Genomic DNA, 14,570 nt, shown 5'->3' with positions numbered 1-14,570 from the left:
CGTCACCTGTCCTCCCGTGCGCTGCACACCCGATTCCCGGCGAGCGGTGACCTGGTCATAAAGCCGGCGGTCTCCGCCGGGTCCCGTGACACCGGCCGCTACACGGCCATCGACGCGGGTTCGCGCGGGCTGGCGATCACCCACGCCAAGCGACTCCTGGAGTCCGACCGCACCGTGATGGTCCAGCGCTACCTGACGAGCGTGGACACCGAGGGCGAGCACGCACACGTGTTCTTCGCCGGGGAGTACTCGCACTCGATCCTCAAGGGCGCCATGCTCGACGGCCCGGAGGTCGCCGTCGACGGCATCTACAAGGAGGAGCGGATCAGCCCGGTGACGGCCACCGAGGCCGAGATCGAGGCGGCACGCACCGTCGTGCGCACGGCACGCGAGCTCCTGACGGCGTCCTCGCACGGAGTGCCCGTCGACTCGGAGAAGTTCCTCTACCACCGCGTCGACTTCGTCAAGGACGACGACGGCAACCCCGTGCTCATGGAGCTGGAGATGGTCGAGCCCTCGTTGTTCTTCGAGTACTGCGAGGGCTCCGTCGGGCGCTTCGTGGACGTGATCATCTCGCGCGTCCCGCGCTGAGGTCACCCCTCCGAGGGAGGTGTCCGCAGCACCCCCGCGGAGCCGGTAGACTTCACGGCGGTCCGAGCCACGGCTCGCCGGCCGTGGTGGCTATAGCTCAGTCGGTAGAGCACCTGGTTGTGGTCCAGGGGGTCGCGGGTTCAAGTCCCGTTAGCCACCCCATCCCGCTCCGGGCACCTCAGGTGCCCGGAGCGTTCTCGTTCTCGGCACCGCCCGGCCGCCCCAGCCGACCGCACCGCGGACCTGCGGGGCCTCAGGCCCCTGCGGCCCGCGCCACGCTCGTCGCGACGACCTCTGCGGCGATCGCCTTCGCGGCCTTGGAGTCGGGACCGGGCTGGGCGACCATCATCGCCGCGCGGTAGTACCGCAGCTCGTCGATGCTCTCCAGGATGTCCGCGAGGGCGCGGTGCCCGCCGTGCTTGTCGGGGGAGGCGAAGTAGATGCGCGGGTACCAGCGGCGCGCGAGCTCCTTGACGGACGAGACGTCGACCACGCGGTAGTGCAGGTGCCCGACGAGGTCCGGCATGTCGCGGTCGAGGAACGCCTTGTCCGTGCCCACCGAGTTCCCGGCCAGTGGCGCCTTGCCCGGCTCGACGCGCTCGCGCAGGTAGGCCATGACCGCGTCCTGTGCCTCGGCGAGAGTCATCCCCGCGGGGAGCTCCTCGAGGAGTCCCGAGGTCGTGTGCATCGTCCGGACGAAGGGGTCCATCTGCTCCAGCGCCTCGACGGGCGGGGTGATGACCACGTCGATGCCCTCGTCCAGGACGTTGAGCTCGGAGTCCGTCACCACGACGGCGATCTCGACGAGAGCGTCCTTCGCCAGGTCGAGCCCGGTCATCTCGCAGTCGATCCAGACGATCTTGTCATTCGGGGGTGTCGGCGCGCTCACCGGTCCACCTTAGGGGGTCCCTCGGGTCGTGGCCCGGGAGCGGGTACCGAGCGTGCGACCCAGACCGCTCCGACGATGACGACGGCTGCGCCCACCGCGCCGAGCGCGGCGACCCACCACGCCCCGACGGCCCAGGCCAGCACCGCGCCGGTGGCCACGGCGCCGGTCCCACCCATGACCAGGGCCTCGCGCAGCCATCCGTCCTCGCGGGGTCCACCGGTCCCGGAGGGGACGGGCGCCCCGGTCCCCTCTGCGGGGGGAGCAGCGGGCATGCCGTCGGTGGCCTCGTCCCGACCCTCGTCCTGCGGGGGACCGGCCGCGTGCCGGCCCATCAGGCGGTCACCCTGTAGCGCATCGGTCCATCATGCCCGGGTCCGCGGCGGACGACCGCCAGCGGGGATCGCGTGCGGCGAATAGAATCCGAGGACCGAGGGAGGCGGTCCCCGTGAGCGATGCTGCTGTCGTGGAACGACCGGTGCTCGTCATGGCCGATGACGGCGCCCCGTCGTCGGATGTCGCGTGGTTGTGGGTGACCAGTCATCGATGGCAGGGATGGGCGCTCGAGTCCGTGACCGTCACCGAGGCGCCCTTCCCCGGTGGACCTGTCAGGGGGCCGGTGCGGAGCGTCCCGCGCACAGCACCCGAGTCGGCGGCCTTCGTGAGCGTCGACCACCTGGACGTCGTGGGCGATCCCCGGGTGGTGCTCTTCGAGCGGTCGGATGCGGCGCTGGTCGTGCTGGGCAGCCACCACCACGGGCACCTCGGCGGGCTCTGGGCCGGGAGCACGACCGAGTGGCTCGTGGTGCGACCGTCGGTCCCGCTGCTCGTCGCGGTGCACGGTCACGTCACCCGGACCGTCGCGATCTGCGTCGACGGCAGCACCTCGGCCAGACGGGCGCTCGAGACCTTCCACTCGCTCCCGTGGTCGGACGGCCTCGAGGTGACTCTCGTCGCTGTCGACGACGGGGCCACCGACGTCGACCGAGCGCTCACCGAGGCCGAGGCGACGTTCGCCGGACGGCGCCCCCCGGCCGTCGTCCGCCGGGTCGGTGCGGCGCGTCGTGAGATCCCGGCCCACGTCCGTGAGCAGTGCCCCGACCTCGTCGTCCTCGGCACCAGGGGCCTGACCGGGCTGGCGCGACTCACGGCCGGCTCGACCGTCTCGGCGCTCCTCAAGGACCGGACCGCGAACCTCCTCCTCGCCCACTCCGCCGAGCAGTGACCGGTCAAGGTCCGGCTGCGGCCGCCCGGTGCGGGCGACGAGCGCCGGCGCGGGGCCGGGGGAGGGTGCGGTGAGACGATGACGCCCGTCGTCCTCGTCGTCCTCGGCATCGCTGCCGCGGCAGCGGGTGGGGAGCTCTTCGTCCGGGGGCTGGTGGGTCTCGCCGTGCGGCTGCGGGTCGCGCCCGGGATCGTCGGGGCGACCGTCGCGGCGTTCGCCACCTCGAGCCCTGAGCTGTCGGTCGGGGTGAACTCCGCTCTCGAGGGCACGCCGGAGGTGGCCCTCGGTGACGCCCTCGGCAGCAATGTGGTCAACGTCGCCCTGGTGCTCGGGGTCGCGCTCGCGATCGCCGGCCTCACCCCGCGGCGTGCCGACCTCAACCGTGACCTCCCCGTCGCCCTCATCGCCCCGCTGGTCACGCTCGGGCTCGCGGCGGACGGCACGATCAGCCGGATCGACGGCGGGATCCTCCTGGCGTCGTTCGGCGCGTGGCTCGTCGTGACCATCCGACAGGCCGTGCACGAGCGGGACGGGACCGTTGCCGTGCTCGCGCCTCCCGGCCGGCGCCGGGCGGTCGTGCGGGACGCCGTCGCCGGTCTCGTCCTGCTCGTCGTGGCGGGGAGGCTCATCGTGCTCGCGGCGAAGGGCATCGGGGAGCTCCTCGGCTGGGACGCGTTCACCGTGGGCGCGCTGCTCGTGGCGGTGGGCACCTCCACCCCGGAGCTGGCGACGACGATCATGGCTCGCGTCCGGGGGTACGACGCCGTGAGCGTGGGCACGGTGCTCGGCAGCAACATCTTCAACGGTCTGCTCGTCATCGGCGTCGCCTCGGTCATCACCCCGATCGACGTCGCCGTCTCGGAGATCGCACTGACGGTCGCCGCGGGTGTCCTCAGCCTGCTGCTCGTGCTGCCGGGTTCCCGGAACCGGCTCGGTCGCCGCCGCGGCGCCCTCCTGGTCTCTCTCTACGCCGGGTACCTCGTCGTGCTGCTCAGCTTCCGGGGGGCGTGAGCCCAGGGTTCGCCGGTCGCACGGCACCGGATCGGCATAGGGTGAAGGAAGAGTCCACCGCCCGGCTGAAGCGGAGGTCGCACGATGACGACGACGCAGGTGAGCATCCTGTCGATCTGGTTGATCTCGGGTCTGTTCGCGACCCTCGTCCTCATGCGGCGGGGCCACCGGCACTGGATCTGGATCGTCTTCGGCATCCTCCTCGGACCGATGGCGTGGCTCGTCTTCCGTGAGCGCTCGGAGGCGGACGCGCCGCACCTCGAGCAGCTGGTGCAGGGCTCGGTGGGGCCGGGCCTGCACGTGCTCGTCGGCATCGACGGCTCGGCGGCCGCCGAGCGGGCCGCGGTGACGGCCGTCGGGCTCCTCGGCGGGCAGGTGGGCAGGATGACGCTCGCGACGGTGATCGACTACGACACCGACGAGGACCGCGAGGACGGGGCAGAGCCGGCCGCCTGGGAGATGCTGCACGCCGTCAAGGCCCGGCAGGCCCCCGCCGACCCGACCGAGGCGCTGCTGGTCGGACCCCCGGTGGACGCCCTGCTCGCGTTCGCCGCCGAGCACGGAGTCGACCTCATCGTCGTCGGCCCGCGGGGGAGCGGGCTCTCCGAGCGCGTGATGGGCAGCGTCTGCACCGGACTGGTGTCGCGGTCGCCGGTGCCCGTCCTGGTCGTCGGTGGTGACCCGGCGGCAGGGCCGCGCCCATGAGGATCCGGTTCCGGCCCGCGTCAGCGCCCGAGCTCCACCCGGTCGCGTGAGCGCCCGCCATGAGTGAGCCGCGAGCCGGTGGGTTCCGGGGCCTGACGAGCGAGGAGGCACGCGCCCGGCTGGAGGTCCACGGCCCGAACGCGCTGCCCGCCGCGCGCCCGGACCCGTGGTGGGCACGGGTCGCGCGTCAGCTGCGGAGCTCGATCATCTACATCCTGCTCTTCGCCCTGGGCTTCGACCTGGCGGTCTGGATCGCCGAGGGCACGCAGGAGTGGCCCTTCGAGTCCCTGGCGATCGCCACGATCCTCGTCTTCAACACGGCGATGGGCGTCTGGCAGGAGTACCGGGCCGAGGACGCCCTCAAGCGACTCCAGGAGCTCGCTGCGCCGCGGGTCTGCGTGCTGCGGGACGGCGAGATCAGCATGATCGACGCGACGCTGCTCGTCCCGGGCGACCTCGTACGGGTGGAGGCCGGTGACCGCATCCCCGCCGACGGGCTGCTCACCAGCGAGCAGGCGCTGCAGGTCGACGAGTCGGTCCTCACCGGGGAGTCGGTCCCCGTCGAGCGGGGGATCGGCGAACCTGCGCTGTCCGGGACGCTCGCCGTGCGCGGGCTGGCCTGGATCGAGGTCGGCCGGACGGGCGCGGACTCGGCGATGGGTCGGATCGCGACGATGCTGGCCGGCGTCACGATGGAGCGCACCCCGCTCGAACGGCGCATGGACCACTTCGGGCACCGGATCGCACGGTGGATCGCCCTGCTCGCCGTCGTGCTGACCGTCGGCGGAGTCCTCATCGACGGGATCGAGCAGCTCGACGAGGCGCTGCTGTTCGCGGTCGCGGTCGCCGTGGCCGCGGTGCCGGAAGGGCTGCCGGCGGTCCTGACCCTGACCCTCGCGCTCGGCACCGAGCGGATGAGCGTCCGCAAGGCCGTCGTCCGGCGGCTGTCCGCGGTGGAGGCGCTGGGGTCGGTCACCGTGATCGCCACGGACAAGACCGGCACGCTCACCGAGAACTCGATGTCCGTGCAGAACCTCGACTCGCCCGACCCGGGCCGCGCCCTGCGGGCGATGGTGCTCGCCGCCGACGCCGAGCCGCTCGGCGAGGTCGGCGATGCGCTCGAGCTGGGTCTGTACGCCTATGCCGACGCCCATGGGGTCGACCCGGTCGCCCTGCGGGCGGAGCACCCGCGCCAGTCGGTGCGGCCCTTCGACTCCGCATGGCGGTTCATGCGCGTCAGCGTGGTCGAGGACGGCCGGGTCGTCTCCTACCTCAAGGGCGCAGCGGAGGTGCTCCTGGAACGCAGCGACCTCGACGAGGCCACCAGGAAGGACTGGGAGGCGCGCAACGAGGCCGCGGCGGCGCAGGGGTACCGCGTGCTGGGTCTCGCCTGGTCTCCCGACGACCGCGAGGAGCACGTGGTCTGGTTGGGCGTCGCGTGGTTGTGGGACCCGCCGCGGCCCGAGGTGCCGGGAGCGATCGCCAGCGCGCACGCCGCCGGCATCCGGGTCCTCATGATCACCGGTGACCACCCGTCAACGGCGTTGACGATCGCCGAGCGGATCGGCATCCCGTCCTCCCGCGCCCTGACCGGCGACGACCTGGACCGGCTCGGTCCCGACGAGCTCCGCGAGGCGGTCGCCGAGGTGAGCGTGTTCGCGCGGGTCAGTCCCGAGCACAAGCTCGCGCTGGTCAGCGCGCTCAAGGCGAGCGGGGAGATCGTCGCCATGACCGGTGACGGGGTCAACGACGCGCCGGCCCTGAAGCGGTCGGACGTCGGCGTCGCCATGGGCCAGCGGGGCAGCGACGTCAGCCGTGAGGTCGCGGACCTCGTCCTCCTCGACGACAACTTCGCCACCATCGCCGCCGCGGTCGAGGAGGGCCGCGGGATCTACGACAACATCCAGAAGTTCCTCCGCTTCCTCTTCTCCACCAACGTCGCGCTCGTCATCCTCATCGTGGCCGGGGTCGTGGGTGCTGCGATCGTCGGTCTGCGGGACAACCTGGGCAACCTGCTCGTCCCGTTGACGGCCGCCCAGCTGCTGTGGATCAACGTCATCGCCGACGGACCCCCGGCGCTCGCCCTCGGGCTGGACCGCAACCCCGACGTGATGTCGCGGCGTCCGCGAGCGCCGTCCGCGCCGCTGCTCACCCGCGGGTGCACGCGCTTCATCCTGTGGAGCGGAGCCCTGAAGGCCTCGCTCGGCATCGCGCTCTTCTTCTGGCTCCCCGAGCTCGGGTACAGCGGCGACCAGGCACGCACCGCCGTCTTCCTCTACGAGTCGCTCGCCCAGCTCGCCTTCGTCTACCCCGCCCGGGTGATCAGCTCCCGGCCGGTCCCCAACCGGGTCCTCAACACGATCGTCCTGGTCAGCGTGCTCGTCCAGGTCGCGACCGTCGCGCTCCCCGGTCTGCGCACCCTGCTGTCTCTCGAGCTCCTCGACCTCGGGGCCTTCGGCGTGATCGCTGCGGCGCTCGGGCTGTCCGTCGTCGGGGCCTTCCTGCTCGCCCGCGCGACGACCGAGCCCGACTGAGCACCGGGCGTCGGGAGCCGATCGGTGGTTGGAGCGACTGAGCCACGGCAGGATGGCGGTACGCAGGGCCGGACGAGCTGAGAGGGGCGCCCGTGGACTCCGTCGGCTACCAACTGGCGCTCCTGGTGGTGCTGATCGTGCTCAACGCATGGTTCGCCGGCTCCGAGATCGCCCTGGTCTCGCTGCGGGAGAGCAAGCTCAGGGGTCTGGAGGGCAGCGGTGCTCGCGGCAGGACCCTCGCCCGGCTCGCTCGCGACCCGAAGCGCTACCTCGCGACGATCCAGATCGGCATCACGCTGGCCGGCTTCCTCGCGGCTGCGACGGCAGCGGTCTCGCTCGCCGAGCCCCTCGTCCCGCTCCTCGGGTTCCTCGGCGCGGCAGCCGAGCCCGTCGCGATCCTCGGCGTGACCGTCGTCCTCACCTTCCTCATGCTCGTTCTCGGCGAGCTGGCCCCCAAGCGGATCGCGCTGCAGCGTGCCGAACGATGGGCGCTCGCGGTGGCCCGACCCCTCGACGTCCTGTCCCGACTCGCCCATCCCGCCGTATGGCTGCTCGGCGGCGTGACCGACGCGCTCGTGCGCCTCGTCGGTCTCGATCCCAAGGAACCACGGGACGAGATCAGCCCGGCGGAGCTGCGGGATCTGGTCACCGGTCACGGCGGGTTCACCCCGGAGCAGCGCGAGATCATCGCCGGGGCGGTCGAGATCACCCACCGGGCGCTGCGTGAGGTCCTCGTCCCGCGGCTGCACGTCTTCGTGCTCCGCGCGGACGACCCCGTCGCCGAGGCGAGGACGGCACTCGCCGTGTCGGGGTACTCCCGGGCCCCGGTGGTGCGCGGCGGGGGCCTCGACGACGTGGTGGGGGTGGTCACCCTCCAGGACCTGGTCGTGCACGGTGAGGGGACAGCAGGCGACCAGGTGCGACCGGCGATGCTCCTTCCGGAGTCGCTACCGGTCGCCGACGCGTTGCGACGGTTCAAGGCGGAGCATCAGCAGCTCGCGCTGGTGGTCGACGAGCACGGCGGGGTGGACGGGATCGTCACGCTGGAGGACCTCCTCGAGGAGGTGGTCGGCGAGATCTACGACGAGACCGACCGTGACGTCAGGGCCGTCGTCCGGCAGCCCGACGGCTCGCTCCTGCTGCCCGGGCACTTCCCCCTGCACGACCTGCCGGACGTCGGCGTCGAGCTGGCGCCTCGACCGCACGGGGAGGCCACGACGCTCGCCGGTCTCGTGCTGGCAGCCCTCGGCCACGTCCCGACCGCTCCGGGGGAGGTCGTCGTGACCGGCGGCTGGCGCATCGAGGTGACAGCGGTCGTCGGGCACGCGATCAGCAGTGTGCGGCTCACCCGGGCCGGGCCGGGCGAGGAGAGAGGCGAGAGCCCCCGACCCTCTGAGATCATCGGGTGATGCCCAGCCCCACTCGTCGCGAGCGCCTCGGTGCCCTCCTCGCCGCGGTTCGCCGCCAGGCGGACCTGCTGCGGGCGGACAGCTCGCGGGTGGCCCGTGCGGTCGGGCTCGGCCTCCTGGTGGCGGGGGTCGCCGCCTTCCTCGGGGTGCTCGACGCCGTGCGGGAGATGGACGACCTCGCCTCGCTCGACACGCCCGTCCTGGAGTGGCTCGCCGCGGCGCGCAGCCCGGTCGTCACGGCGGTCCTCACGGCGGTCACGACCGTCTTCGGCCCCGTGGTCCTGCCCGTCCTCGTCGGGTTGGGCGGGCTCGGCTGGGGACTGTGGCGCAAGGAGTGGTGGCCCGTGCTCCTGCTGCTGGGCGCGATGCTCGGGTCGAGCGCCGTGGCCTTCACCCTCAAGCTCGTGATCGCCCGGCCTCGGCCTGCGCTCGACAGCCAGCTCGTCCCCGGGCTCGAGTCGACGTACTCCTTCCCGTCGGGACACACCGCCGGCGCTGCGACGCTGGCCCTGGTCGTCGCCTACCTGCTCTGGATCCGCCGGCCGACCCCACGGTCCTTGGTGCTGTGGTGCGTCGCCGCGGGAGTCACCGTCGGTGTGGTCGCGCTGAGCAGGCTCTACCTCGGCTACCACTTCGTCACGGACGTGGCGGCCTCGGTCGCGCTCGGTGTCGCGGTGCTCGGAGCTGTCGTGCTCATCGACGGTCGGCACGGAGGCGCACGCCGGACCTCTCGCTGAGAGATACGGTCCATCCTGGTCGGATTGGCCTGGCGGCGGCGTCGTCCGCCGCGCGATGCTCGACGCAGCCCTGTGCCCGTCGTCGTGGAGAGAGACCGTGTCACGCACCCGCTTGATCCTGCTGGGCACCGCCGGCGGCTCCGCGACCTTCCCCCTGGACGGCAGCCCCACGGTCGCACGGCAGGGCATCGCCTCCGCCCTCGTGGTCGACGGCCAGGTGCACCTCGTCGACGCGGGCCAGGGCGTCGCGCGTCAGCTGACCTTCGCCGACATCGGCGGTCACGGCCCGGCCGGGGCGTTCAGCGGACTGCGCGGCATCTACCTGACGCACCTGCACTCCGACCACACGATGGACCTGGCGAACCTCGTGCACTGCGGATTCCTCCAGGGCTGGCCGCAGGACGTCCCGGTGGACGTCTGGGGCCCGGGATCCCGCGGTCCGCTCGCCGCGGTCCCGACGCCGGGCAACCCCGTCGTGCGCCCGTCGGAGCCGACCCCAGGGACGAGCACCTTCGTGCGTCACCTTCTCGAGGCCTTCGCCACCGACCTGAACGACCGGATCCTGGCGGCCGGCCGGCGCAACCCCTTCGCCCTCCTGCGGAGCCACGACCTCCTGCCCCCGGTGCCGGTCGACCTCGACCGAGGCACGTGCCCGACGGTCGACCCCTGGCTCGTCATGCAGGACGACACGGTCCGGGTGACCGCGACGCTCGTGGAGCACGGGGCGATGTTCCCGTGCCTGGCCTACCGCTTCGACACGGCGGACGGCTCGGTCGTGTTCTCCGGGGACACGGTCCCGTCCGAGAACCTCGTGCGGCTGGCCAGCGGGGCCGACGTGCTCGTGCACGAGGTGATCGACGCCCGGTACGGCAGCTGGCAGTTCGGGCCCGGGCCGTTGGGCCCCGCCCAGGAGCGCGCGGTGGCGACGGTCCTGGGCAAGCACACGTCGACCGACCAGGTCGGGGCGGTCGCGCAGGCCGCCGGTGTCGGGACCCTCGTGCTCACGCACCTGGTCCCGGCCTCGCTGCCCACCGAGCACTGGGAGAGCCTGGTCACCGGCTTCGACGGCCGGGTCGTGGTCGGTGAGGACCTCCTGGAGCTGGACCTCGCGCCTCGGTGAGGCAGGGCGCGCGGAGCCGGCGGCGCGCGGCCGGCTCCGCACGGGCCCGTCACGGCCGACGATCAGCGCAGCCGGCGCAGGCCCTCACGGAACTGGTCGGCCGGATGCCAGTACGGCAGGCGCAGGTGCGTGCCGAAACTGCCGAAGACCGAGGACGTCGGCCCGGGGACGACGCGGACCCCGTGCCGGCGACCACGCTCCGCCAGGGCAACCGCGTCCGTCCCCGTGTCGACCCACAGCCCGGTGCCGCCGCTGGGCGGGGTCCACGTCCAGTCCGGGTGCACCTCCGCCAGCACGTCCGACGCCCGCTCGAGGGAGGTCGCGAGCTGGGCGTGACGTTCGGCGAGAGCCTCGTCCGCGCGTGCGAGCAGCCGCGCGGTGACGAGCTGGTCCAGTACCGGACCTGCCATGTCGACGGCCTTGCGGGCCTCGGTGAGCCGGGTCACGGCACCGGCCGATCCCCGGATCCAGCCCACCCGCAGCCCGCCCCACAGGAGCTTGGAGGCCGTCCCGATCGTGAGGACGGGGCCCCCGGGAAGGAGGGAACCCCACGGCGGCCGGCGGGAGCCGCGATCGAGCAGGACGTCGGCCGTGCAGGAGTCCTCGACGGTCAGGAGCTCGTGCCGTCGGACGAGCTCGGCGAGCCGACGCCTCTCGGGCTGCGGAAGGGTGACACCGGTGGGGTTGTGCGCGGTGGGCTGCACGTAGAGCAGGCGGGGCTGCCTGCTCTCCAGGAGCCGCGCGAGATGGGAGACGTCCAGGCCGTGGGGGCCCATCGGCACCGCGAGGAGGCGCGCACCGCAGGCGCGGAACGCCTCGAGCGAACCACGGTAGGTCGGTTCCTCGACGACGACCTCGTCCCCCGAGGAGACGAAGGTGTGTGCGATGAGCCAGACCGCCTGCTGGGCCCCACCCGTCACGAGGACCTCGTCGGGGTCCGTGGGCCAGCCCTCCCTGGTGTACCGGTCCGCGATGGCCGCGCGCAGGACCGGCAGCCCCGCCGGGTAGTAGCCGTCGCCGGAGACGAGATCCGCCAGGTCCTCGGCCCGGAGCGATGCGAGGGTCTCGGCGACCATCGGCAGTCCCGGAAGGGCCCCGCTGGTGAGGTCGATCGAGTGGGTCTGATGCCCGGTGTGCGAGGCGAGCCGACCCTCGGTCGTGTTGCTCGATCCCCACCCCGTCGCCCCCGGCCGGCCACGGACCCGTGACCCTGAGCCCTGGCGTGCAGCGAGGAGGTCGGCGGTGCCCAGCATCTCGTACGCCTCCGCGACGGTCACCCGGGACACCCCGAGGGCGTCCGCCAGGGCTCGCTGCGAGGGCAGGATCGCTCCGTCGCGCAGCACGCTCGCCTCGACCAGGGCACCGATCGCAGCGGCCAGGGCATCGGGGAGGGTGCGCCCGGTGTCCGACCAGTCGCCGAGCAGTCGGCAGAGGGTCGCCGCCTCGACGCGTGAGTCGGCTGCGCGAGTGGACACCTCTGCTCCTCGGGTGGGGGACGCTGCTGCCTCGATGCTAGGCGGACCGCGTCGACGGGCCGCGGTCCACTTGCGTCGAACTGGCGTGGTCGACGGTCGGTGGCCCCGCCCATGCTGGGGCTCGGACGCGGCAGTCATCGGGGACTGCGCTCCGGGAGAAAGGCTGATTTCGATGGCACGAGTGGTCCTTCTGGGAACCTTCGACACCAAGGGCGAGGAGTACGCCTGGTTGCGTGACCGCCTGCGCGAGGAGGGCTGCGAGACGCTCCTGATCGACGCGGGCGTCTTCTCCGACGGGAACGGCATCGCCGACATCCTCCCCGCCGAGGTGGCAGCCGCCGGCGGCGCGGACCTCGAGGAGCTGCGGGCGGCCCGCGACCGCGGTGCGAGCATGGGCGTGATGGCGCGCGGCGGTGCCGCCCTGGTCAAGAGGCTCGTCGACGAGGGCACGGTGCACGGCTTCCTCGCGATCGGTGGCTCAGGCGGGTCCTCCGTCGCCGCGCAGGCCATGCAGGCGATGCCGGTCGGCACCCCCAAGGTCCTCGTCTCGACCATGGCGGCAGGAGACGTCAGCCCGTACGTCGGGGTCGCCGATGTGACGTTGATGTACTCGGTCGTCGACGTCGCCGGGATCAACTCGATCTCGCGCCGGGTCTTCGGCAACGCGGTCGCAGCGATCGCCGGGATGGCCCAGCACTACGAGGCGTCGGCGAGCGAGCCGGCGGCCGACGAGAAGCCGCTGATCGGCGCGACGATGTTCGGGGTCACCACTCCCGCGGTCACCGAGGCGCGCGAGCGCCTGGAGGAGCTCGGCTACGAGGTCCTCGTGTTCCACGCCACCGGTGCGGGCGGCAAGGCCATGGAGGCGCTCGCCGAGGCGGGGTTCCTCGCCGGGATCCTCGACCTGACCACGACGGAACTCGCCGACGACCTGGTCGGCGGGGTGCTCTCCGCCGGGCCGCACCGGCTCGAGGCAGCCGGGCGCGTCGGACTGCCGCACGTGGTCAGCGTCGGCGCCCTCGACATGGTCAACTTCGGCCCCGAGGACACGGTGCCCGCGAAGTTCGCCGATCGCCTCACCTACGTGCACAACCCGACGGTCACCCTGATGCGCACCACGCGCGAGGAGATGGCCCAGCTCGGCCGGTCGATCGCCACCAAGGTGTCGGCCGCCACCGGACCCGTCGCCGTCCTGCTGCCGACCCGAGGCGTGTCGGCGATCGACGTCGACGGGGCGCCGTTCCGGGACGCCGAGGCAGACGCCGCCCTCTTCGCCGAGATCCACGGGGGCCTGGACGGCACCGCCGTTCCGGTGACCGACGTGGACTGCGCGATCAACGACGCGGGCTTCGGCCGGCAGATGGCCGACACCCTGCACTCCCTCATCACCAGCACCAGCACCACCGGAAAGGACTGACCATGGACAGGACCACAGCACTCGCTCGCCTGCGCGCGACCGTCGAGGCGGGCAAGCCGATCGTCGGCGGAGGCGCCGGTACCGGGCTCTCGGCCAAGTCGGCGGAGGCCGGCGGGATCGACCTGCTCATCATCTACAACTCCGGCCGCTACCGGATGGCCGGCCGTGGCTCGCTCGCCGGGCTGATGGCCTACGGCGACGCGAACGCGATCGTCATGGAGATGGGCAATGAGGTGCTCCCCGTCGTCAAGGACACCCCGGTCATCGCCGGCGTCAACGGCACCGACCCGTTCCGCCTCATGGGGCCCTTCCTCGACGAGCTCAAGCGGGCCGGGTTCGCCGGGGTGCAGAACTTCCCGACGGTCGGCCTCATCGACGGCGTCTTCCGGGCGAACCTCGAGGAGACGGGAATGAGCTTCGGCCTCGAGATCGACATGATCGCCGCCGCCCACGAGCGTGACCTGCTCACCACCCCCTACGCCTTCGACACCGACCAGGCCGCGGCGATGGCCAAGGCCGGCGCTGACGTGCTCGTCCCGCACATGGGCCTGACCACCAGCGGGACCATCGGCGCGCAGACGGCCATCACCCTCGAGGAGGCGGCCGTCAAGGTGCAGGAGCTGCACGACGCGGCCAAGCGCGTGAACCCGGACATCCTCGTGCTGTGCCACGGCGGCCCCATCGCGGAGCCGGACGACGCGCAGTACATCCTCGACCACACCGAGGGGATCGTCGGGTTCTACGGAGCCTCCTCGATGGAGCGCCTGCCCACCGAGACCGCGATCAAGGCGCAGGCCGCCCGCTTCAAGTCCCTGTCCCTCTGACCCATCCCCCTCAAGGAGAATCAACGTGGATCCTCTTGTCGCCATCGGCATCTCCGTCGGCATCCTGGCAGGCCTCTGGGGCCAGTTCAGCGGTGACCTCGGCCTCATCACCTGGGTCGGGTTCATCGCCTGGGCCTGCTTCTACGCCGCCGGCGGGAAGCGCGAAGGGTTCCTCAAGACCGTCCCGGCGAACCTGTCGGGCGTCCTGTGGGGCTGGCTCATGGTCTGGTTCGCCGGAGTGCTCGGCTTCACCGGCGGCCTCGGCATCGCCATCGCCATCGGCGCCTGCATGATGGTCGTCCAGGCCAAGGTCTCGTGGCTGGGCTTCATCCCGGGTGCCTTCGCCGGCACCTCCTGCTTCTTCGGCACGAACGGTGACTGGCAGGCCACGGCGATCGCGCTCGTGCTCGGCGCCGCTCTCGGCTGGGCCTCTGAGGCCGGTGGCGGACTGATCGCCAAGATCGGCGCGAAGCCCGCCGTCGAGTCGGCGGTCTCGGAGAAGGTCTGACCCCAGGGACGACGAACGGCCCGGCCCACCCCCTGGGGCCGGGCCGTTCGTCATCCCTGGAGGAGCACCATCCCCACGGTGCAACCGCGGGTGACACGACGCGCAGCCCGTCAGGGGCCCACCACAGG

At 72.4% G+C, this 14,570-nt stretch carries 13 protein-coding genes, 1 tRNA gene and 1 pseudogene; 12 read left to right on the top strand and 3 right to left on the bottom strand.

Features of this window, described 5'->3' with window-relative positions; translation table 11 throughout:
• Together ABWK99_RS06050 and ABWK99_RS06045 are read left to right on the top strand one after the other, a co-directional pair.
• Positions 1-591, top strand: a pseudogene (locus tag ABWK99_RS06050) (hypothetical protein); the annotation flags it as partial.
• A gap of 86 nt (positions 592-677) precedes the next feature.
• Positions 678-753, top strand: a tRNA-His gene (locus tag ABWK99_RS06045).
• Positions 754-844: 91 nt separating this feature from the next.
• On the opposite strand, the gene orn is transcribed toward ABWK99_RS06045, so the two are convergent.
• Both orn and ABWK99_RS06035 read right to left on the bottom strand, forming a co-directional pair.
• Positions 845-1,429 carry an oligoribonuclease gene (gene orn, locus ABWK99_RS06040; RefSeq protein ID WP_372593802.1) on the bottom strand — a complete coding sequence of 195 codons (585 nt, stop codon included), beginning with the start codon at positions 1,427-1,429 and terminating at the stop codon, positions 845-847.
• 47 nt (positions 1,430-1,476) lie between these two features.
• Positions 1,477-1,812 carry a hypothetical protein gene (locus tag ABWK99_RS06035; RefSeq protein WP_372593801.1) on the bottom strand — a complete coding sequence of 112 codons (336 nt, stop codon included), beginning with the start codon at positions 1,810-1,812 and terminating at the stop codon, positions 1,477-1,479.
• A gap of 113 nt (positions 1,813-1,925) precedes the next feature.
• On the opposite strand from ABWK99_RS06035, the gene ABWK99_RS06030 reads away from it, so the two are divergent.
• The 7 genes from ABWK99_RS06030 to ABWK99_RS06000 all read left to right on the top strand — a co-directional run bounded on the left by ABWK99_RS06030 (position 1,926) and on the right by ABWK99_RS06000 (position 10,218).
• The gene (locus ABWK99_RS06030) at positions 1,926-2,702 is read left to right on the top strand and encodes a universal stress protein (protein ID WP_372593800.1); all 777 of its coding nucleotides are present in this window, start codon (positions 1,926-1,928) and stop codon (positions 2,700-2,702) included.
• Between the two features lie 78 nt (positions 2,703-2,780).
• Positions 2,781-3,713 carry a sodium:calcium antiporter gene (locus tag ABWK99_RS06025; protein ID WP_372593799.1) on the top strand — a complete coding sequence of 311 codons (933 nt, stop codon included), beginning with the start codon at positions 2,781-2,783 and terminating at the stop codon, positions 3,711-3,713.
• An 84-nt stretch (positions 3,714-3,797) separates the two neighbouring features.
• The gene (locus ABWK99_RS06020) at positions 3,798-4,418 is read left to right on the top strand and encodes a universal stress protein (RefSeq protein WP_372593798.1); all 621 of its coding nucleotides are present in this window, start codon (positions 3,798-3,800) and stop codon (positions 4,416-4,418) included.
• Between the two features lie 59 nt (positions 4,419-4,477).
• Entirely contained in the window at positions 4,478-6,952 is a 2,475-nt protein-coding gene (locus ABWK99_RS06015; protein ID WP_372593797.1) for a cation-translocating P-type ATPase, read from the top strand.
• A gap of 92 nt (positions 6,953-7,044) precedes the next feature.
• Positions 7,045-8,361, top strand: a complete 1,317-nt coding sequence (locus ABWK99_RS06010; RefSeq protein ID WP_372593796.1) for a hemolysin family protein — start codon at positions 7,045-7,047, stop codon at positions 8,359-8,361.
• On the top strand, positions 8,361-9,098 hold the full coding sequence (locus ABWK99_RS06005) for a phosphatase PAP2 family protein (protein ID WP_372593795.1): 738 nt from the start codon (positions 8,361-8,363) through the stop codon (positions 9,096-9,098). Before ABWK99_RS06010 ends, ABWK99_RS06005 begins: the two co-directional genes overlap by 1 nt.
• Positions 9,099-9,195: 97 nt before the next feature.
• Complete coding sequence (locus ABWK99_RS06000) at positions 9,196-10,218, top strand: MBL fold metallo-hydrolase (protein ID WP_372593794.1); 1,023 nt, start codon at positions 9,196-9,198, stop codon at positions 10,216-10,218.
• A gap of 62 nt (positions 10,219-10,280) precedes the next feature.
• Here the strand turns inward: ABWK99_RS06000 and ABWK99_RS05995 are convergent, their stop codons facing one another.
• Positions 10,281-11,693: a PLP-dependent aminotransferase family protein gene (locus tag ABWK99_RS05995; protein WP_372593793.1), complete on the bottom strand. Its 1,413-nt coding sequence runs from the start codon at positions 11,691-11,693 to the stop codon at positions 10,281-10,283.
• 172 nt (positions 11,694-11,865) lie between these two features.
• Between ABWK99_RS05995 and ABWK99_RS05990 the strand changes: the two genes are divergently transcribed.
• The 3 genes from ABWK99_RS05990 to ABWK99_RS05980 are packed head-to-tail and all read left to right on the top strand — an operon-like array spanning position 11,866 to position 14,442.
• The gene (locus ABWK99_RS05990) at positions 11,866-13,110 is read left to right on the top strand and encodes a Tm-1-like ATP-binding domain-containing protein (protein WP_372593792.1); all 1,245 of its coding nucleotides are present in this window, start codon (positions 11,866-11,868) and stop codon (positions 13,108-13,110) included.
• A 2-nt stretch (positions 13,111-13,112) separates the two neighbouring features.
• Positions 13,113-13,934 (top strand): phosphoenolpyruvate hydrolase family protein, encoded by an 822-nt coding sequence (locus ABWK99_RS05985; RefSeq protein WP_372593791.1) that lies wholly within the window; start codon positions 13,113-13,115, stop codon positions 13,932-13,934.
• A gap of 25 nt (positions 13,935-13,959) precedes the next feature.
• Positions 13,960-14,442 (top strand): DUF1097 domain-containing protein, encoded by a 483-nt coding sequence (locus ABWK99_RS05980; RefSeq protein WP_372593790.1) that lies wholly within the window; start codon positions 13,960-13,962, stop codon positions 14,440-14,442.
• Positions 14,443-14,570: the final 128 nt, after the last annotated feature.

This window comes from Actinotalea sp. (assembly GCF_041597215.1).
Taxonomy (GTDB): Bacteria; Actinomycetota; Actinomycetes; order Actinomycetales; family Cellulomonadaceae; genus Actinotalea.
Note: the sequence above shows the minus strand (reverse complement) of the source record. Positions and strands in the feature narration are given on the sequence as shown.